Here is a 19,151-nt window from a genome sequence, read left to right as displayed (position 1 = left end):
CGGTCGTGTCCCCACACCGCAGTCGCGCCCGAATCCTGTCGCGCTGCAGCGGGGTGAACGAGGCCGATCCCTGAGAGAGCGATCCGGCAGGGCATCGTTACACTGCTTTCAGCAGACCCGAAGCACCGTGTGCAACGCCGTGTGCAAGGCTCAGAGCAGGAGGCCCAGTGTTCGAACGCTTCACCGATCGGGCTCGCCGGGTGGTGGTGTTGGCGCAAGAAGAAGCGCGCCTGCTGAATCACAACTACATCGGCACCGAGCACATCCTGCTGGGGCTGATTCACGAGGGCGAGGGCGTTGCTGCCCAAGCGCTCGAGTCGCTGGGCATCTCGCTGGAGGCCGTGCGCAACCAAGTCGAGGAGATCATCGGGCAGGGCAGCTCATCGCCCAGCGGTCACATCCCGTTCACGCCACGCGCCAAGAAGGTGCTCGAGCTGTCGCTGCGTGAGGCGCTGCAGCTCGGTCACAACTACATCGGCACCGAGCACGTGCTGCTCGGTTTGATCCGTGAAGGCGAGGGCGTGGCCGCGCAGGTGCTGGTCAAGCTCGGTGCCGACCTGTCGAAGGTCCGCCAAGAGGTCATCCAGCAGCTGTCGGGCTACAGCGGCTCGGGCAGCGGCCGCGAGACCGTCGGTGCCTCGTCGGGCCAAGGCAGCGAGCAGGGCGGCCAGAGCGGCTCACTGGTGCTCGATCAGTTCGGACGAAACCTGACCTCCGATGCCCGGGCCAAGAAACTCGACCCGGTCATCGGCCGGCTGCGTGAGACCGAGCGCGTCATGCAGGTGCTGTCTCGCCGCACCAAGAACAACCCGGTGCTCGTCGGCGAGCCCGGCGTGGGCAAGACAGCCATCGTGGAGGGTCTCGCCCAAAAGATCGTCAGCAATGAAGTCCCCGAGCTGCTGCGCGACAAGCAGCTCTACACGCTCGATCTCGGAGCGCTGGTGGCCGGCTCGCGCTACCGGGGCGACTTCGAGGAGCGTCTCAAGAAGGTCCTCAAGGAAATCCGCACCCGTGGCGACATCATCTTGTTCATCGACGAGCTGCATACTCTCGTCGGCGCCGGTGCAGCCGAGGGCGCGATCGACGCCGCATCGATCCTGAAGCCGATGCTGGCCCGTGGCGAGCTGCAGACGATCGGCGCGACAACGCTCGAGGAGTACCGCAAGTACCTCGAGAAGGACGCGGCCCTCGAACGCCGCTTCCAGCCGATCACCGTCGATGAGCCCACGCTCAGCCACACCATCGAAATCGTCAAGGGACTGCGCGACCGTTACGAGCAGCACCACCGGGTCACCATCACCGACCAGGCCCTCGTGGCAGCGGCGAATCTCGCGGACCGCTACATCGCCGATCGGCACCTGCCCGACAAGGCCATCGACCTCATCGACGAGGCCGGGTCGCGCCTGCGCATCAAGCGCATGTCGACGCCGCCCGACTTCAAGGAGATCGAGAAAAAGCTGGCCGATGTCACCGAGCGCAAGAAGCAGGCGGTCGAGTCGCAAGACTTCGAGACGGCCGGCGCGCTGCGTGACGAAGAGAAAGATCTGCTCGAACAGCGAACTGAAGTGATGGCCCAGGCTCGGGCCGAAGGCCACGACCTGTTCGACGAGGTCGACGAAGAGGCCATCGCCGAGGTGCTGTCCATCTGGACTGGCATTCCCGTCTACAAACTGACCGAGGAAGAGACCCAGAAGCTCCTGAGGATGGAAGAGGCGCTGCACAAGCGGGTCATCGGCCAAGACGACGCCATCAAGGCCGTCAGCCAAGCCATCCGGCGCACCCGTGCAGGCCTGAAGGACCCCAAGCGGCCGGGCGGCTCGTTCATCTTCCTGGGCCCCTCGGGCGTCGGTAAGACCGAGCTGGCCAAGACGCTGGCGGAGTTCCTCTTCGGCGACGAGAATTCGCTGATCAGCCTCGACATGTCCGAGTACATGGACAAGTTCACGGTGAGCCGCCTCGTCGGAGCGCCACCCGGGTACGTCGGTTACGACGAGGGCGGCCAGCTCACCGAAGCAGTGCGCCGCAAGCCGTTCTCGGTCGTGCTGTTCGACGAGATCGAGAAAGCCCATCCCGACGTCTTCAACACGCTGCTGCAGATCCTCGAAGAGGGCCGGCTGACCGACGCCCAGGGCCGCTCGGTCGACTTCCGCAACTCCGTGCTCATCATGACCTCCAACTTGGGCACCGCCGACCTGCGCAAGGCGCGGGTGGGCTTCGCCACTGCCGATGAGGGCGCCAGCTACGAGCGGATGAAGGAAAAGGTCAACGATGCGCTCAAGGCGCAGTTCCGACCCGAGTTCCTGAACCGCATCGACGACACGATCGTGTTCCACGAGCTGAGCGTCGAGGAGGTCACCCAGATCGTCGACCTGATGATCGCGCGCACCAGCGAGCAGCTACGGGCCCAAGGCCTGGGGCTCGAGCTGACCGACGCTGCCAAGGAATGGCTGGCCCGCACCGGCTACGACCCGCAGCTGGGCGCCCGCCCGCTGCGTCGCGCGCTGCAGCACCACGTCGAGGACGCGCTCAGCGAGCGGATCCTCTACAAGGAGTTCCACGCCGGCGAGATCATCGTGGTGGACGTCGAGGACGACGAGATCGTGTTCCGCGCCATCGAGGGCTTTGACCCCGGGCCGATTGAGCTCGAAGAGGCCGCAGCGGCCGAGTAGCAGTGCGCCCGCGAACACGTCTTCGTGGTTCGCCGGGACCCAAGAAGCTGAACAGCGGGCCGTGCCGGCGGGCGCTTGGTGGCGCGCTGGCTGGTCTGGCGGTGCTGATGGCGGCCGCGGGCTGCCGGGTTGACCTCATCGTCGACATCGACATCTCTCATGACGGCGCCGGCAGGGTCAGCGTCGAGATCACCTTCGACGAAGAGGTGATGCGGTGGGCGCCCGACCTGGGCAGGCTCATCGTGACCGATGGCCTCGTGGGTTGGGATGTCCGCCAATTCGTCGAGCCGACTCCCGCAGGCGAGCTGCTCAGAGTGACGGCATCCAAGCGCTTCTCGACTCCAGGGGAACTGGCAGAGGTGCTGGCCGAGATCGACCGGCCTGCAGACGGCTCCGCCGGGCTGTTCCGCTCAACGACCTTCGTGGGATCGCGTGACGGAGCGCGGGTGCTGTACGACCTGGCGGTGACCGTCGGTTTGAATCGGCCGGTCTCTGGGCTCGTGAACCCGGCTACCGCCGACGCACTGGAAGGCGAGTTGTTCGGGCTCCCCATCAGTGAGATTGAACAGCGGGCCGGGACTCCGCTCGACGAGCTGGTGACGCTGGTGGTGCGGGCGACCGTGCCTGGGGGGGCGGGGAGCTTGCCTGCGGAGGGGGTGCTGCGGCTGAACGAGGGCGGGTTTCGGGAGCTGCGTGTCTTTGGTGAGCTGCTGGATGCCGAGATCGAGGCTGCTGATGCTGAGGCTGAGCGGTTGGCTGAGCGGGCTTCTCGGGGGGCTCGGATTGCGGTGATCTGGTGGGTTGTCCTGGCTGCTGTAGTTCTTGTGGTGGTCTTGGTTGCGCTTCGTGGTCGGCGACGGCGCCGGGGGCTTACGTTTCGGTAGCCGCTCGTGTGTTTCTTGCTACCCGGGCTTTTCGTGTGCCCGGTCTGGGGAGGGGCAGGCGCACCCGCGCTTCAAACAGATGAAGCGCTTCGTGCGCAGGCTGGGTGTGCGCGGGGTGCTTCATAACTGCGCGCGGGCACCCCTACCCCTCCCCAGCCCTCGTCACCTGGTGTGCTTGGACTCCGGGTGCTCGTCTGCTGGGGTCGTTGGGCGGCGCACACTTGGCGGGTGGCTCGGACTTGGACGCTCGTGCTGGCTGCCGGGGCCATGCGTCGTGGGCGATTAGCCTGTTGTGATGGCGGTCCGCGATGACGCGCTGATCGTGCCGACGCTTGTCCATGCCCGAGCCGCTGCGGAGGCGCTCGCCGCCGAAGGCGCGGCGGTGGTGGTGCTGCACGGTTCGGTTGCCTGTGGCACCGCACGCGTCGGCAGCGATGTCGACTTGGTGGCCGTGTTCGACGACATTGACTACGCCGAGCGGTATCCGTTGCGGTGGCGGCTCGAAGCGAGGTGCAGCGCCGCGGCGGGTGTGCCGGTGGAGGTGCATGTCACCGATTGGCCTGAATGGAAGCACCGTACTGGGCAGGTGCCGTCGTCGTATGAGGCTGCTGTCGCGGCCTGCGGGCAGACGCTGTTCGAGCGTGCCGCGGGGGCTGAGGCGGTGGACTGGGGCAAGGAGATCGGCATGCCCGACAGCAATCTCGACGAAGCGCTTGAACGCTTGAACGATGTCCGGCAAGCCCTGGGGGACATGAGCCGCAACTGCCGGGCAGACGCGAACGAGACTCGACGCGTGGATGGACAGCTCCGAATCGACACAGTTCGCCGAGACGGACGTCTGCGCAGTTTGTGCGCTGACGCAGCGATGACGATCGAGAATGCGCTCAAGGCGTGGTGCGCCGCGAGAAGCGTGCCTTCCGAGCGCACTCACAGCATTGCGCGGCTTGTTGACCTTGCCGGCCCGCTGCCTGGCTCGGTCGAGGATGCACTAGGGCCGCTGCAGGCCAACACGATCCGGCCGAGCCGCGAACCCTGGGACGATGTGTCCTGCTGGCGGATCGGCGGCACGTATCCGTCGGCTCTGCCGCAGGCGATGTCTGAACGAATCGCCGAACTCGCCGACGCCCTCACCGTCACAGCGCTGGTCGCGGTCGAGGCGACCGTGGAACGGCTTCTCGCGGACGGCGCCGACCCCGACGACGAACGAATAGCCATATGCGGCGAATGGCTGCGCGACGCGCAGGCGATGCTCGCCTCAGGCGATGTCGTGGCCGGCATCCCTCCCGCGGCGCCTCCTGTCGCCTCGACGCCAAGCGTCGACTGACATCCTTCGGCCATGACCGTCTACTTGGACTTCGACGACTACCCCGACCTGGAGCGGGAGGACATTCTCGCTTGCACTGCCCACGCGCATGCGGTGATTGCGGGTGACACGCTGGCCACGGTCTCCGTGGCCGGAGCGTGAATTTTCCGGCTGAACGGCGCATTGTGCTTATGTCGGAGGTCATCGAGCGCCACGGCGGTGACCTCGATGAGCGGGCAGTGGCCACTGTTCGGGGCGGCAGAATTAGGGTTTCGCGGCCTCCGTCTGAGTAACGGACGATCAATGCAGGTCGGCACACAAGGGTCGTTTCCGCAGGCAGACTTGGCGGGTGGCTCGGACTTGGGCGCTCGTGTTGGCTGCGGGGGCCGGGACTCGGTTCGGCACCAACCCCGACGGCTTGACCAAGGCAATGGTGCCCATATTGAAGCGGCCGATGGTTGCTTGGAGCGTTGAGGCGGCTCGGCGTGCTTGTGATGGGGTGACGCTCGTTGTCGCGGCGTCGATGGCTGAGCGGGAGTTCGACGGGGTCGATACGGTGGTGGCTGGCGGTGATTCTCGGTCGGAGTCTGTTCGGGCTGGGCTAGAGACGGTTCCTGATGATGTCGATGTGGTGGTCTGTCATGACGCTGCCCGACCGGGGGCTTCGGCGGCGTTGTTCGAGCGCGTGATTGCTGCTGTCCGGAGCGGGGCCGATGCTGCCGTGCCGGCATTGGCGGTGAGCGACACGTTGAAGCGCGTGCCGGAATGGGGCGACAGCGGCGGCGCGGTGGCGGAGACCGTGAGCCGTGACGGCATCTTCGCTGTGCAGACGCCGCAGGCCTTTCGCCGCGCCGCGCTGGTCAATGCCCACGACGTCGAGCCCGAGGCAACCGACGATGCAGCGTTGATTGAGGCTGCGGGCGGCACCGTGATGGCGATACCGGGCGAGGCGACAGCGCACAAGGTCACGACGGCTGCAGATCTCGTCGTGGTCGAGGCACTGCTGAGCGGCCGCGCCGGGAGCGACGGGCTCTAGCGTCCACGGTTGTGAGTGCTGCTGATCGGGACGCTGCTGGGCCAGCTCTGCGAGTGGGGCATGGCTACGACGCGCATCCGTTTGCCGATCCGGCGAGCACGCCTGCGCGGACATTGGTGCTGGGTGGGGTCCGGTTTCCTGACGAGCAGCCCCTGGCGGGTCACAGCGATGCCGATGTCGTGGCGCATGCGGTGATCGATGCGTTGCTAAGTGCGGCCGGGCTCGGCGACATCGGCACGCACTTTCCTGACAGCGATGAGCGCTGGCGTGATGGCGACAGCGTCGAGATGCTGGCCCAGGTCGCGGCTCTGCTCGAGGACAGCGGCTGGACGTTGGCCAATGCCGATTGCACAGTCATCTGTGATCAGCCGATGATCGCCTCGCATCGCGATCAGATGCAGGCGCAGCTCAGCGGCGCTGCTGGCGGCCCGGTCACGGTGTGCGGCAAGCGGACCGAGGGGCTCGGCACCACCGACGGGATCGTGGCCCATGCTGTGGCGCTTGTGATTGCCGACGACGAGAAGCTCGCAACGCAGGTCGGGGAGGGCGACGATCGATGAGCGCGGAACGGGGCAGACGCCGAGGCGCTCCCCCCCAGCGCAGCGGGCGGGGTGCTGATGCCCAGCGCGGGGAGCGGAGAACTCGGCCTCCGGGTCGCGGTCGAGGAGGACAGGCCAGGGGCTCCGGGCCCCCCAACCGTTCAGGTGCCGGCCGGGGCGGGCCAAACCAGGAGCAGCCGGCGCGCTCGCAGTCACGGCCGCGAGGTCTCGGCGGGGATCACGTCGAGGGCCGGCAGGCCGTGCGGGAGCTGCTGCGGGCTGGCACGCGCAAGGTGCACGAGGTACTGATCTGTGAAGACGCGCACTCGGCTGCCACGTTGGCCGAGATCGTCGACCTCGCCGGCGACCGCCGGGTGCCGCTGCGCGAGGTCACCCGCCGCAAGCTGGACGAAGTCGCGCTTACTGCCGCGCCCCAGGGCGTGATCGCCAAGGCTGCGGCTGTCCAACCGGTGACGCTGGAAGAACTGGCCAGACCTGTGGGGAATACGCCGCCGCTCATCGTGGCGACCGACGGCGTCACCGACCCGGGCAACCTCGGCGCCATCCTGCGCACCGCCGAGGTCGCCGGCGCCACCGGCGTGGTGCTCACCAGCCACCGCTCCGCAAACCTCACCCCGGCGGCAATGAAGGCCGCTGCAGGTGCCGTGGAGTACCTGCCGATCGCTCTGGTCGGGGGCTTGCCCGCGGCGCTCGCGAAGCTGCGAGACGCCGGCCTGTGGGCCATCGGGCTCGACGGCCATGCCCCCGGTGGGCTCGAATCGCTGCGGGTCGGCGATGAGCCGCTGGTGCTGGTGCTCGGTGCCGAAGGCCGGGGACTGTCGGCGCTCGTGGAGCGCCGGTGCGACCAGGTGGTGTCGATCCCGGTGCTTGGACGCATCGAATCGCTCAACGTCGCAGCTGCTGCCGCGGTGGCCCTGTTCGACATCGCCCGCGTCCGCAAGGGCTCCGGCGACGGCAGCACAGCTCGCGCCCGCAATCCAGCCTGAAATTTGGGACGCGGCCCATACGCTGAAGTGAGCGCCCGAGTAGCTCAACGGCCAGAGCACCGCTCTTGTAAAGCGGGGGTTGTGGGTTCGATTCCCACCTCGGGCTCGCCCCATCCGCCTGTCCGAGCAAGAGTTTCAGGTGCTCATCAGGGCGGGGCACACTACCGACCTGTGAACACGCCGGATGCAGCACGGATCGCCGTCGCCATGGCATCGGGAACGAGCACGCTCGAAGCAGCGCGGCTCGCCGTTCGAGCGGGTGCGTGGGCAGTGACGGTGGATGGCGCCCAGCCGAGCCTGCCGACGATGGCACAGCTGCAGGGCGCTGCCCCAGCGGGCGCACCTCCCCACGCGGCTGCTCAGGCCAGGCCGTAGAGGCGATCGCCGGCGTCGCCCAGGCCGGGCACGATGAACTTTCGCTCGTCGAGATGGCTGTCCACGGCGGCCGTCACGATGCGGATATCGGAGGCGCCTGCCTGCAGGGCAGCGACTCCCTCGGGTGCGGCGAGCATGCACACCATCGTGACGGGCCCCACGCCCGATGCCGCGAGCATCCGGATCACCTCGGCCGCCGAGCCGCCCGTGGCCAGCATCGGGTCGAGCACCAGCACCGGTCGATCCTCCAGCACGCTCGGCAGCGACTCGAGGTAGCGCTCGTGGCCGACGCCGTCAGAAGTCTCGATCCGACGCATTCCGATGAACCCCACCGGTGCAGCGGGCAGGAGCCTGAGCGCTGCATCGAGCATTCCCAGCCCGGCGCGCAGCACCGGCACGATCGCGGGCATCGGCTCAAGGCGCGAGCCCTCGGCGGGTCCCAGCGGCGTCTCCACCGGCTCGGCGACCGATGCCGCATCGGCGAGTGCTTCTGAGACCAGCAAGAACGTGAGCGCGTCGAGCCGCTGTCGGAACTCCTCGACGGCGGTGTTCTTATCGCGCAGCCGAGTCAGCAGGGCTGCGGCTACCGGGTGGTCGACGATGCTGACGCTCATGGGGGCTACTCACGGTTTGTTCTGGATCGGGGGATCGGGGGATCGGGGGATCGGGCTCCGTTCGCAAGTTAGGTCCTGAGGGGTACACCCGGTAGCGCATCTTTGCCCCTACGCTCACAGCACTGCCGCTGACAAGCGGTTCTTAGCCATGTTCCAGCGCGACCAACGCACAGGAGTTGCAGCGCACGCCGGCCTCGGCTGCGGATCGCAGTGAAACGAACCCGGGCCGATCACAGACGGGAGGTCACCCGATGAACAGCCAAGCCGGCGAATCCAACAGCGGCGCGGCAGTGCGCGGATTGCTGCTGGTGCTGGTGGCCGTGGTCGTGGGCGTGCTGCTGCTCCGTTCGGTCGACGACCCCGACGACACCACCGCCACCGACACGACATCGGCTGCTGAGCCCGGGGACACGGTCCCGACGGCGACGGAGGCACCGACCGCGGCGACGGGCGTCTCCGATGCCGGCGGCACCGGCTCCGTCACGGTCACCACTGTGGCGCCGACGGTCACCGCCGAGCCCTCCACCGACACGACCTCGGCGGGGGCAGAACCGTTCCAACCCCGTCCTGCGTCAGAGGTGTCCGTGCAGGTCGCCAACTCCACCGCTGTCCGGGGAGCTGCGACGCGGCTGACCGACCGGTTCAAGACGCTGAGCTACATCACCAACACGCCGACCAACTATGCGGGCACACCGCTCGACAGCACGATCATCTACTACAAGCCGGGTGCGTTGCTCGAAGCGCGGGCGATCGCAGGTGTGCTGGAGCTCGACCCCGACGACGACGTGCGCCAGATGCCCGCAGACACGGCGGCCGTGCAGGACTTCGAGTCGCCCGACGTACTGGTGGCGCTGGGGACCGATATAGCTGAGTAATCGGCGTGCGGGTTGTCGCGTGCCCGGACAAGTTCCGCGGTACCGCGTCGGCAGCGGAGGTGGCAGCTGCGATCGCGGCGGGCGTGCGCCAGCACGCTGGTACGCGAGCCGAGGTCGTCTGCCTGCCCGCGGCTGACGGCGGCGAGGGCACGCTCGACGCGCTGGGCGGGCCGAATCGAACCTCATTGGTGACCGGACCCCTGCGGGAACGGGTGGAGGCCCCTTGGCGACTCGCGGGCGACGACGCGATCGTGGAGATGGCTCGTGCAAGCGGGCTGCTGCTCGCGGGCGGCGTCGAGGGCAATGATCCGCTCGCCGCGACCACGGCTGGCACCGGTGAGCTGATCGCGGAGGCCGTTGCGAGCGGCGCCCGGCGCGTCATCGTGGGCGTGGGCGGCTCGGCGACCACCGACGGCGGCCTCGGAGCGCTCGATGCCATGTCGCCGCTGGCCCGCCTCGCCGGTGTCTCAGTGGTGGTGGCCTGCGATGTGCGCACTCGCTTCTGCGACGCCGCACGCATCTTCGGCCCGCAGAAGGGCGCCTCGCCGCCGCAGATCAAGCTGTTGACCCGCCGACTCGAGCGGCTCGTCGACGTGTACCGCGAGCGATACGGCACAGATGTCAGCGAGATGCTGGGTGCAGGCGCTGCGGGCGGTTTGGCGGGTGGGCTCGCGGCAGGTCTGCGGGCCGAGCTGACACCGGGTTTCGAGGTTGTCGCGACCGAGATCGGCCTGCTGGACGCGATCGAAGGCGCCGATCTGGTCATCACCGGCGAGGGACAGCTCGATGCGGGCTCATTCGACGGCAAGGTCGTGGGCGGCGTGCTGGAAATCGCCGCCGAGAATGGCGTGCCCGTGGGCGTCGTTGTGGGTGCTCGCGAGCCCGGCGCCGATCCTGCTCACTGGCGCCCGCCCGCGGGCGAGCTGGCCCCCACGGGCCTCGTGGTGCTGACGGAGCGATACGGGGCCGAGCGGTCGATGGGCGACACGCTCAATGCCGTGCGGGAGGCGGCCGTCGAACTGGCCGCACAACTCACTTGAGGAGTTGGCGGTTAGCACTCTCTTCCCTAGAGTGCTAATGACTGCCGCGATCGCCGCGGCATCGTGACGTCGAGTCACCCCTTCCGAGAGTCATCCAAGACAGGAGCCACCTGATATGGCCAAGATGATCACCTTCGACGACGAGGCCCGCCGTGCACTCGAGTCGGGTATGAACCAGCTCGCCGACGCCGTGCGCGTCACGCTGGGGCCCAAGGGCCGCAACGTCGTGCTCGACAAGAAATGGGGCGCCCCCACGATCACCAACGACGGCGTGTCGATCGCCAAGGACATCGAGTTGGAAGATCCGGTGGAGCGCATCGGGGCCGAGTTGGTGAAGGAAGTCGCCAAGAAGACCGACGATGTTGCCGGCGACGGCACCACGACTGCCACCGTGCTGGCGTGGACCATGGTGCGCGACGGTCTGCGCAACGTGACCGCGGGCGCCAATCCGATGGCCGTGAAGCGGGGCATCGAAGCCGGCGTCGAAGCCGCAGTGAGCGCCATCGAGGACATGTCGATCAGCGTCACCGATTCCAAGACCCACGTCGCGCAGGTGGCGGCCATCTCCGCCGCGGACGGCGACATCGGCCAGCTGATCAGCGACGCGTTCGACAAGGTCGGCAAGGACGGCGTGATCACGGTCGAGGAATCGCAGACGTTCGGCCTCGAGATGGACCTCGTGGAGGGCATGCGTTTCGACAAGGGCTACATCTCGCCCTACTTCGTCACCGATCCCGACTCGCAGGAAGCGGTGCTCGACGACGCGCACCTGCTGTTCATGCAGGGCAAGATCTCCGCGGTCCGCGATGTGCTGCCGGTGCTCGAGAAGGTGACCCAGGCGGGCAAGCCGCTCGTGATCATCGCCGAGGACGTCGAGGGCGAGGCGCTCGCCACGCTCGTGGTGAACAAGATCCGCGGCACGATCCGCTCGGTGTCGGTGAAGGCACCCGGCTTCGGCGACCGCCGCAAGGCGATGCTGGCCGACATGGCAATCCTGACGGGTGGCCAGGTCATCAGCGAGGACGTCGGCCTCAAGCTGGAGAACACCACACTCGATCTGCTGGGCACGGCCCGCCGGGTGGTCGTCACCAAGGACGAGACGACCATCATCGAGGGCGCCGGCGACGAGGCCGAAGTGCGCGGCCGCATCGAGCAGATCAAGAACGAGATCGAGAACACCGACTCCGACTACGACCGCGAGAAGCTGCAGGAACGGCTGGCGAAGCTGTCCGGCGGCGTGGCAGTGCTGCGTGTCGGCGCGGCCACCGAGGTCGAGCTGAAAGAGAAGAAGCACCGCATCGAAGACGCAGTCAGCACCACCAAGGCGGCCATCGAGGCCGGTGTGGTGGCCGGCGGCGGCGTCACCTTGGTGCGGGCCGAAGAGGCGGTTCGCTCGGTTGCGGACAGCCTTGACGGCGACGAGTCCACCGGTGCTCGGCTGGTCGAGCGTGCCTTGGCCGGGCCGCTGAAGCAGATCGCCGAGAACGCCGGTCTTGAAGGCGGCGTGGTGGTCAGCCGGGTTCGTGATCTCGACGGCTCCATGGGTCTCAATGCCGCCACTGGCGAGTACGAAGACCTGGTCGCTGCGGGCGTCATCGACGCTGCCAAGGTGACGCTGTCGGCGCTGCAGAACGCTTCGTCGATCGCGGCGCTGTTCCTTACCACCGAGGCCGTGATCTGCGAAGAGCCCGATTCGGGCGGCGGCGCTCCGGGCGGCATGCCGGACATGGACTTCTAGCGGGACCTGTCACCACCCCAAGAACAACCCAACCCAATCGAACCGGCCCGGGCCACGGCCCGGGCCGCTTCGCGTCCGGATTGGCGCCGGTATGTTCCTCATGTGTCGACTACATCAGTCGAAGTCGATCGAGACATCGCAGCACAGGCAGCCGAGATCCTGGGCACGGCGACTTTTCGAGAAACCGTCGACGCGTCGTTGCACGAGATGGTGAACATCAAGCGCCGCCTTGAGCTCATCGAACTCTTCGCCGAACACGACCGCTTCGATTGGGCTGCTGCGGATGAGGCTTGGGGCGGCGACAGCTGAGATGGCCCGCGCCGCGAATCTCGCCGGCGCCGGGGCTAGCGACCTGCAGGCGCGTACGCGTCGCCGTGTGCCGTTGCTGCTGCTCGCTGCGGTCGCCTGCGCCGTGGTCGCGCAGGGATGCGCGTCGTCGGAGCCGGAACCTCAGCAACCGACGAGTGCGTCCACAGTGGCGCCGACATCGATTCTCGAATCGGCGCCTACGACGACGGCAGTGTCGTGGTTCAGCCCCCTAGAGCGGCAATCGGGATCTCCAGCCGAGCTGCTCGGCCACAATTCCAGTCGGTTCTGGGCAGATTTGACCGGGTTGAACGGGCCGACGAGCAATAGCGCGTGGCGGGTGCGGCTGGAAGCTGCCTGTGCGGCCCCCATCTGGGAACACGCGGCGGCAGCGGAGCTTGTGGACGGGTTCATCTCGGCCGATGGAGGCGATCCCGAGGCCCCAGCCGCGTCGCCTGACGGGCTCAGCCTGCGCGATGACGCGATCTTTGTGTTGTGGACGATGGTCAACAACGGCGATTGGTGTGCCGCATCGTTCCCGCCGGCATCACTCCATGTCGACAACTGGCTCAACTCGACAGGATTTCGGGGTCCGATGGACCTTGCTGTCTGGGAGTCCCGTCTCGACCGGGCCTGCTCCATCGGCGAGGAGGACATCGATGGGTGGCGACTCCTTGCGACTGAATTCGTCGAGGTAGACGGCGGCCGCAGGGCTGAAGCTGCACGGGTCGACGGTGCTGTCGGTGCGCTGCAGATCATGCTTCGACAGCAGGTGCGCATCCGCGACGATGCTTCCGATGACTCGATGGACGGAACGTTGGTGCCGATTCACGCCTGCGAATAGACGGGCAACTCCTTGCAGTGGTGCCAGACGAACGGGTGCCGGCGCGGGCGAACCGGAACGGGGGGTGCCGGTACCCTGACCGGATGCGGCGGGGGCGCACGATGCGGGTGCTGGTTGACCGGCTGCGACAAGGCGAATGGCGGCGCTCGCCCGACGAGGTCGTGGTGGAGGAGCCGCTCGAGATCCGCCTCGACGGGCACATGGTGGCCACCACCATGCGCACGCCCGGGAACGACTACGAGCTGGCGGCGGGCTTCTGCGCAGGCGACGGGCTGCTCGGCGACGCAGCGGTGACGGGCGTGCGCTACTGCGGCGAAGGCCCAGCAGCCGAGTTCGAGTACAACGTGGTCACCGTGGGCACCGGCGGCAAGGCACCGGTGCCCACGCCGCGACTCGGCAACGTCAGCGCCGCCTGCGGGATCTGCGGCAGCACCACCATCACCGACATGGCCGCTCGTCTGGGACCGCTGGCGGGCACCCACCGCTTCAGCGTCGAAGCTGTGCACGCCGCACTGGCCGCGGTCCCGGGAACCCAAGAGATGTTCGGCCGCACCGGAGGGCTGCACGCCGCCGCAACCTTCGATGCTGACGGCCATCTCGACGTCGTGCGCGAGGACATCGGGCGACACAACGCCGTCGACAAGGTCATCGGACGCCGCCTGCTCGACGGACGAGACGACGCTGCGGCCATGGCCCTGTTCGTGAGCGGCCGCGCCAGCTTCGAGATGGTGCAGAAGGCCTGGGCGGCAGGGATCGGAACCCTCATTGCCGTGAGCGCCCCGAGCTCGCTCGCCATCGAGTCGGCTCGGGCCGCCGCCATCACGCTCGCGGGTTTCGCTCGCGGCGACGAGCTCAACGTGTACAGCGGCGGCCTGGCCGGTGTTCCTGAGCGTCTCGGCGAGACCCCCGCAGCCGTCTCGGTAAATTCCTAAGAAATGCGCGAGTAGCTCAAGTTTCCCGCGTTGGCACCTGCTGTTTCCCGCTCGTGTTCGCTGCGCTCACGGGCCGCTCGGGCCACGGCTTCGCCTCATAGGCTGCGCGGGTGTCTCAGATGCCAGAGGTGACCACGTCGGTCGGGTGGGGTGTGCTGCACCTGTTCTGCAAGTTGACTCCTGCCGCCAACCGTGCCGGCGTGCTTGCAGCAGTCGACGCCATCGTCGACGACGACCACCAAGTCCTGACGGTCGCCGTGCTGGGCCACAAGGCCGATGTCGGCTTCATGGCGCTGGGGCCTGACCTGTGGCGACTGCGCAACCTGCAGACGCTGCTGCAGACCGCTGGCCTGGACGTCGCCGACAGCTACGTGTCGATGACTGAGGTGAGCGAGTACGCGCCCGACCTGCCGCCCGAAATGAAGACCCCACGCCTCTACCCCGAGCTCCCGCCCGAGGGCAAGCGGGCCTTCTGCTTCTACCCCATGTCCAAGCGCCGCAGCGCCGTCGCCGAAGGCAGCGGCAACTGGTTCACGCTGCCCTACGACACCCGCCGCGAGCTCATGTACGACCACGGCAAGTCAGGCCGGCAATTCCGGGGCCGCATCCTGCAGGTCGTGACCGGCTCCACCGGCGTCGACGACTTCGAGTGGGGCGTGACGCTGTTCGGCGAGCACCTCGACGACCTCAAAGACGTCGTGTACACGATGCGCTACGACGAAGCCAGCGCTCTCTACGGCGAGTTCGGCACCTTCTACACAGGACTCCTCGCCGACGCCCCCACCGTCGCCGACCGCACCGGCCTGCGCTAGCAGGCGCAAGCCAGTACGGCCGCGCTAACAAGCGCGCCAGGCTCGGCCTGTACCAGCCGACTGGATCTGGCCTACTTGTCCGGGCGAATGTGTCCGATCGGTGGTCTCGAAACCCGCTCAATTCCAAGCTGACAACGCAACCGCGGTCCAGAGGGCAGCCGTAGTGCCGCATATGCTCACGGCGATGTTGTTGCGAACCGATCAGCGTCCGCTGGGCGGCAACCGGCACCGATGCGCGTGTCGCACCCCTGTGCTGAGATGTCTCGCATGAGTCCACTCGGTGACAGCCAGTCCGAGCAGCCGCCATGGTGGTGGGAAGACGTCGACCCAAACAGAACCGGTGTCAGTGGTGATTTCGCCAAGGAGTTCAAGAACGAAACGGTGAAGGAACCGGGGATACTCGCCTGCGACCACATTCCGGCTGAGGCGTCGCTGCTGGTGCGCGAGTCCATACAAAACTCCTGGGACGCTGCTCGGGAGCGCTACGCCGCTGATGCCGACGTAAACGCGCGGGGGGGGGGTTCCGAGCCTTTCGCGATCCGGTTCCGCTTCTTGGAACTCGAGGGCGCGGATCGTGACTCGTTCTGCGCCGAGATGGGCCTGAACGATCTCGCCGACCGCATTACCGAAATGCGCCACCAGTCCGGCAAGGATCCTCGAGGAGATCTGGGCTTGGGCGAACGCGACTGCCTGACGAGCCTGCGCGCTCCCCACTCGCTGCATGTCTTACAACTCGTCGAGGAGCACGGCGGCGGCATGGACGGTCCGTGGCAGGGAGGACGCTCCAAGTTGTGGCGTGCCATGTGCTCGCTGGGCATGACGCGGGAGACTGCCGGGCACGGCGGCTCGTACGGTTATGGCAAAGCAGGCCTCATCCGCGGCTCCGCGATCCGCACAGTGGTCGCATACACCTGCTTTCGCGAGCATCCGCATGACAAGGGAGTAACGCGGCGACTGCTGGGCATGACCTACTGGGGCAGCCATCGGCTCGGCGGCGACTACACGGGCACTCGATGGTTCGGAAGCGTCACGGACGACGGTGCCCGAGTGCCCTTCGTCAACGAGGCAGCGGACGATGTGGCTCGCCGATTGGGGATCGAGATCCGTAACCCACGTTTCGCGGCACAGTTGGGGACCACCCTGCTGGTCGTGGACCCGACGGTCACGTCCGATGACGTGTTGCGTGCCACGGAGCGCCACTGGTGGCCAGCCCTCGAAGACGACGATGTCGATTTCTGCGTCTCGGTCGTCGACGAATCCGGTGATGGCGTTGAACGTCATCCCCAGCCGACAAGAAATCGTGACCTCAAGCCGTTCATCGACTCCTACGAGCGAGCACTCTCGCCTCCTGACGCTGCCCCAGGAAGGAACGACCTGTGGCGAGTGCATGCTCTGAACGCGGTCCTCGAGTTCGGGAAGCCGGGGACCTTGGCCTTGGCGGCTGATTCGAGCGACGGCGAGAACTGGACATTTCCGAGTATCGGTGCCGACGACGGAACGCAAAGCGGCCGATCGTGGGAGCACCGGAGCTTGGTTGCCTTGGTCCGCGGGCCGCGCATGGTGGTCGAGTACTGGGACAAGAAGCAAGCGTGGCCGTACGTGCGTGGCACATTTGTCGCGAGTCGTGAAGTCGATGATGCCTTGCGTGCCACTGAGCCCAAGGCGCATGATGAATGGCACGACGACTGGGTGTCGGGCGATGTACCCGAGGCTTCGGCGAGGCTGGCCAAGACAGTCATCAACGCGATCGGCCGCCAGATCGACAAGTTTCGCAAAGAGCTGAAGCCTGAGCCGCCACCTAGTCGTGAGCTGAAGCTGGACATCTGGGATGACTTGGCGAGACTGCTTGACGGTCCCGACCGAGGGACTGGCAATCCGCCGCCTCCGCCGCCGCCTCCGCCTCGGTCCCTTTCGATTCACCCGGGTGGTCGGCTCGTCGCCGATCCTGACGGACGGATCCACTGCGCAGGCACCGCGACGGTGCAGTGGAACGAGGACCATCTGCCGCCTAATGCGGCGACCTCAAACATCGAAGTCCGACTGCGCTTCAACTTCGAAGGTGCTGACCGCAAGGAGGTCGTCGGCGCGGAACTTGTGGTGCAAGCACCCCATGGCTTCGCAGAGACCGAACCAGGCAGCGGCCGGTTCAGCGGACGGCTCGCTGTCGGTGAGACCGCTGAATTCGAGTATCTGAGCGAGTCGTACAACCCTGAGTGGACCGGCACGCTGACGGTTGACGCAGTCGTCGTCGGGGACTTGATGTCGGCCGCGGCGGAGACCGGAGGCGTCGAGGAGTGAGCAGTGAGTCGCGCACCGTCCGGCCTTTTGGACCCAACCGTCGGCTGAGGCGCCTCTTCAATGATGCGACGTTGCGCTTCGGCTCACAGCATTGCGCCGCTGACAGCAGCATCACGATTTCCGACGCATTCGAGCGCTGCGAGGCTTGGCTCAGATGGGCCGGGGACGGCCAGCACCGTGAATTCGTCCAGAGCATTCGTGAGGGTGTCAACGACGTGGGGCTGCGACTCGAAGACTGCTGCGTGATCGCGGTCGCACGCAACGGTTACCTCAAGATGCGAGAGGTGGTGTTCAAACACTCTTTGGTCGATCCGAGCGCACTCGTGGCCGACGCGCGCCTTGATCTCGCTGAAGACGCGGCGCAGCGCCGGAGGGTGTTTCGAGGCGGCTCGCACGGCATCACAATCGACGCCTACGTGGTGCTGGCTCGCACAGTCCCAGAGTCGGATCGCCGGCCGCTGCGGCCATGGCGAGCGGGGACATGGCTGGCGCATGGCCGCTTCACGGTGCGTTGCCGCAACGACACGGAGCTGTTCAGGCCACATCTGCTTGACAAGGAGCAACGGGCACGACTCGGTTTGCCCGACGGGTCCATGATGTTCGCGGATTTCGATGGCGATGTTGACGACCCGGAGGTTCCGGCTGCCGACGCCGTCACGTTCTGGGTAGACGAAGAACTGCTGCAGGCAATCGATGCCCAGCGACGCTCGCCCGCCAGCGAGTTGATCCAGCGTTGGCTGTTTGCCGAGTTCATAACAGCCGTCATTCACAGGTACGCCAACGAGGCTGCAGCAAGCCCCAATGCCGGCCGACCCACCTACGACGAGATAAAGGGCAGCCTCATCGCACGCATCGTCACAATGCTGGCGGGTCGAAGCGGCGCCGACGACGAGCGAGACGATCTGCTGCGAGATATCCGCCACAGGCCGGAATTGGTCATTGCCCGCGTGCAAGACCGCATCTCACTGCTTGGCCCGGCCCGCAAGACCGTCAAGGAGGCGTCACCGTGAGGCATCCGCACATCGTCCCCAGTGTCGCCGTCCGGATTGCGCAAGAGCGGGTGCGCCGCATGCATGAGACGGCGTCAACGGTCCTTGACGACCTTGCGGAGGATGTGGAGGGCAAGGTCAGCTGGCCCGGTACAGGCGTGCAGATTGACCAATTGCCGTTGGAGTCGGCGCGGGCGCAGATTGAACATCTGATCGCTGGCGAACGCCTGCTGGACGGTGCAGCGACAAGCTGCGATCAAGACAAGCTGGAAGGTGAAGCCGCCACGCTGTGGCACCGGGCGCTGCTGGCCAGCGGTGCCCGCGTCGCCGCGCTGGACGACCCCGGGTTCTGGTGTTACCTGGGGCTGGCGTACACATGGAACTTCGCTGCGTGGCGTGAGACCAACGGCTTCAAGCTCAAGCTCGATGAGAGCGGACAGCTCGTGCCCGCCAAGAGCCTGCGCGCCTATGTTGACGGCGCCAAGCAGCGTGAGTGCGTGCCGCTGCGAATGTTCTTGCGGCTTGAGGTCTTGGGCGGTCAGCAGCACGCTGCGCTTGCATCTGCTGTGCGAGACGGGACCGACTTCTGGGCAAGCCACATTCTGCGAGTGACTGCTGGAGAGCACCCGCCCATCGTCCGGGCCATGGTGCGCCGACAAGCCGAGGAATCGACTCGCCTCACCACCCCTCCGCTGCGCGAGTTTGCCAAACAGCTCAACAGGACGCTCACCAACGTGGTGCCCGATCTGCTCGACGACGATGCCGCTGACAGGCTCGTGGGCGATCTCTGGAATCGGGTGCGCGAAAGCGATGGCGGACTTGATGCCGCGCATCCCGAGGTCTTGGGGATTCAGAGAGTGTTTGAGCCCACGCGCGCCGAGTGATGGGAG

19 protein-coding genes and 1 tRNA gene are annotated in these 19,151 nt (G+C 66.9%); 19 read left to right on the top strand and 1 reads right to left on the bottom strand.

All coding sequences use genetic code 11. From position 1 onward, the window contains the following. Window positions 1-167: 167 nt before the first annotated feature. The 9 genes from ACOOF5_RS04795 to ACOOF5_RS04755 all read left to right on the top strand — a co-directional run bounded on the left by ACOOF5_RS04795 (window position 168) and on the right by ACOOF5_RS04755 (window position 7,813). On the top strand, window positions 168-2,669 hold the full coding sequence (locus tag ACOOF5_RS04795; protein WP_420437152.1) for an ATP-dependent Clp protease ATP-binding subunit: 2,502 nt from the start codon (window positions 168-170) through the stop codon (window positions 2,667-2,669). A 2-nt stretch (window positions 2,670-2,671) separates the two neighbouring features. Continuing rightward, the gene (locus ACOOF5_RS04790) at window positions 2,672-3,553 is read left to right on the top strand and encodes a hypothetical protein (protein ID WP_420437150.1); all 882 of its coding nucleotides are present in this window, start codon (window positions 2,672-2,674) and stop codon (window positions 3,551-3,553) included. Between the two features lie 295 nt (window positions 3,554-3,848). Then, window positions 3,849-4,877 carry a nucleotidyltransferase domain-containing protein gene (locus ACOOF5_RS04785; RefSeq protein ID WP_420437148.1) on the top strand — a complete coding sequence of 343 codons (1,029 nt, stop codon included), beginning with the start codon at window positions 3,849-3,851 and terminating at the stop codon, window positions 4,875-4,877. 12 nt (window positions 4,878-4,889) lie between these two features. Continuing rightward, a complete protein-coding gene (locus tag ACOOF5_RS04780) occupies window positions 4,890-5,018 on the top strand; it encodes a hypothetical protein (protein WP_420437146.1) in 129 nt (42 codons plus the stop codon). A 187-nt stretch (window positions 5,019-5,205) separates the two neighbouring features. Beyond that, window positions 5,206-5,892, top strand: coding sequence for a 2-C-methyl-D-erythritol 4-phosphate cytidylyltransferase (gene ispD / locus ACOOF5_RS04775; protein WP_420437144.1), 687 nt, complete (start codon window positions 5,206-5,208; stop codon window positions 5,890-5,892). A gap of 11 nt (window positions 5,893-5,903) precedes the next feature. After that, entirely contained in the window at window positions 5,904-6,452 is a 549-nt protein-coding gene (gene ispF / locus ACOOF5_RS04770; RefSeq protein WP_420437142.1) for a 2-C-methyl-D-erythritol 2,4-cyclodiphosphate synthase, read from the top strand. Then, window positions 6,449-7,438, top strand: coding sequence for a 23S rRNA (guanosine(2251)-2'-O)-methyltransferase RlmB (rlmB, locus tag ACOOF5_RS04765; RefSeq protein WP_420437140.1), 990 nt, complete (start codon window positions 6,449-6,451; stop codon window positions 7,436-7,438). The genes ispF and rlmB overlap by 4 nt, the downstream gene beginning before the upstream one ends. Before the next feature lie 33 nt (window positions 7,439-7,471). After that, window positions 7,472-7,544, top strand: a tRNA-Thr gene (locus ACOOF5_RS04760). A gap of 65 nt (window positions 7,545-7,609) precedes the next feature. After that, a complete protein-coding gene (locus tag ACOOF5_RS04755; RefSeq protein ID WP_420437138.1) occupies window positions 7,610-7,813 on the top strand; it encodes a hypothetical protein in 204 nt (67 codons plus the stop codon). Here ACOOF5_RS04755 and upp read toward each other — a convergent pair. Further along, window positions 7,798-8,427, bottom strand: a complete 630-nt coding sequence (upp, locus tag ACOOF5_RS04750; RefSeq protein WP_420437136.1) for a uracil phosphoribosyltransferase — start codon at window positions 8,425-8,427, stop codon at window positions 7,798-7,800. The genes ACOOF5_RS04755 and upp overlap by 16 nt on opposite strands. Window positions 8,428-8,678: 251 nt before the next feature. Between upp and ACOOF5_RS04745 the strand changes: the two genes are divergently transcribed. The 10 genes from ACOOF5_RS04745 (at window position 8,679) to ACOOF5_RS04700 (ending at window position 19,145) form a co-directional block, all read left to right on the top strand. Beyond that, window positions 8,679-9,302, top strand: a complete 624-nt coding sequence (locus ACOOF5_RS04745) for a LytR C-terminal domain-containing protein (protein WP_420437134.1) — start codon at window positions 8,679-8,681, stop codon at window positions 9,300-9,302. A gap of 5 nt (window positions 9,303-9,307) precedes the next feature. After that, complete coding sequence (locus ACOOF5_RS04740; protein ID WP_420437132.1) at window positions 9,308-10,342, top strand: glycerate kinase; 1,035 nt, start codon at window positions 9,308-9,310, stop codon at window positions 10,340-10,342. 115 nt (window positions 10,343-10,457) lie between these two features. Further along, on the top strand, window positions 10,458-12,080 hold the full coding sequence (gene groL / locus ACOOF5_RS04735) for a chaperonin GroEL (RefSeq protein WP_420437130.1): 1,623 nt from the start codon (window positions 10,458-10,460) through the stop codon (window positions 12,078-12,080). A gap of 102 nt (window positions 12,081-12,182) precedes the next feature. Further along, window positions 12,183-12,389 (top strand): DUF2191 domain-containing protein, encoded by a 207-nt coding sequence (locus ACOOF5_RS04730; protein ID WP_420437128.1) that lies wholly within the window; start codon window positions 12,183-12,185, stop codon window positions 12,387-12,389. Between the two features lie 304 nt (window positions 12,390-12,693). Then, entirely contained in the window at window positions 12,694-13,230 is a 537-nt protein-coding gene (locus ACOOF5_RS04725; protein ID WP_420437126.1) for a hypothetical protein, read from the top strand. 83 nt (window positions 13,231-13,313) lie between these two features. Continuing rightward, window positions 13,314-14,162 carry a formate dehydrogenase accessory sulfurtransferase FdhD gene (gene fdhD, locus ACOOF5_RS04720; RefSeq protein ID WP_420437124.1) on the top strand — a complete coding sequence of 283 codons (849 nt, stop codon included), beginning with the start codon at window positions 13,314-13,316 and terminating at the stop codon, window positions 14,160-14,162. A gap of 119 nt (window positions 14,163-14,281) precedes the next feature. Beyond that, window positions 14,282-14,974 (top strand): chlorite dismutase family protein, encoded by a 693-nt coding sequence (locus ACOOF5_RS04715; protein ID WP_420440893.1) that lies wholly within the window; start codon window positions 14,282-14,284, stop codon window positions 14,972-14,974. A gap of 267 nt (window positions 14,975-15,241) precedes the next feature. Next, entirely contained in the window at window positions 15,242-17,272 is a 2,031-nt protein-coding gene (locus ACOOF5_RS04710; RefSeq protein ID WP_420437122.1) for a hypothetical protein, read from the top strand. Then, window positions 17,269-18,282 (top strand): hypothetical protein, encoded by a 1,014-nt coding sequence (locus tag ACOOF5_RS04705; RefSeq protein WP_420437120.1) that lies wholly within the window; start codon window positions 17,269-17,271, stop codon window positions 18,280-18,282. Before ACOOF5_RS04710 ends, ACOOF5_RS04705 begins: the two co-directional genes overlap by 4 nt. Beyond that, window positions 18,279-19,145 (top strand): hypothetical protein, encoded by an 867-nt coding sequence (locus ACOOF5_RS04700; RefSeq protein ID WP_420437118.1) that lies wholly within the window; start codon window positions 18,279-18,281, stop codon window positions 19,143-19,145. The genes ACOOF5_RS04705 and ACOOF5_RS04700 overlap by 4 nt, the downstream gene beginning before the upstream one ends. The last annotated feature ends 6 nt before the right edge of the window (window positions 19,146-19,151 follow it).

It is taken from the genome of Candidatus Poriferisodalis sp. (genome assembly GCF_965214215.1).
Taxonomy (GTDB): Bacteria; Actinomycetota; Acidimicrobiia; order Acidimicrobiales; family Poriferisodalaceae; genus Poriferisodalis.
Note: the sequence above shows the minus strand (reverse complement) of the source record. Positions and strands in the feature narration are given on the sequence as shown.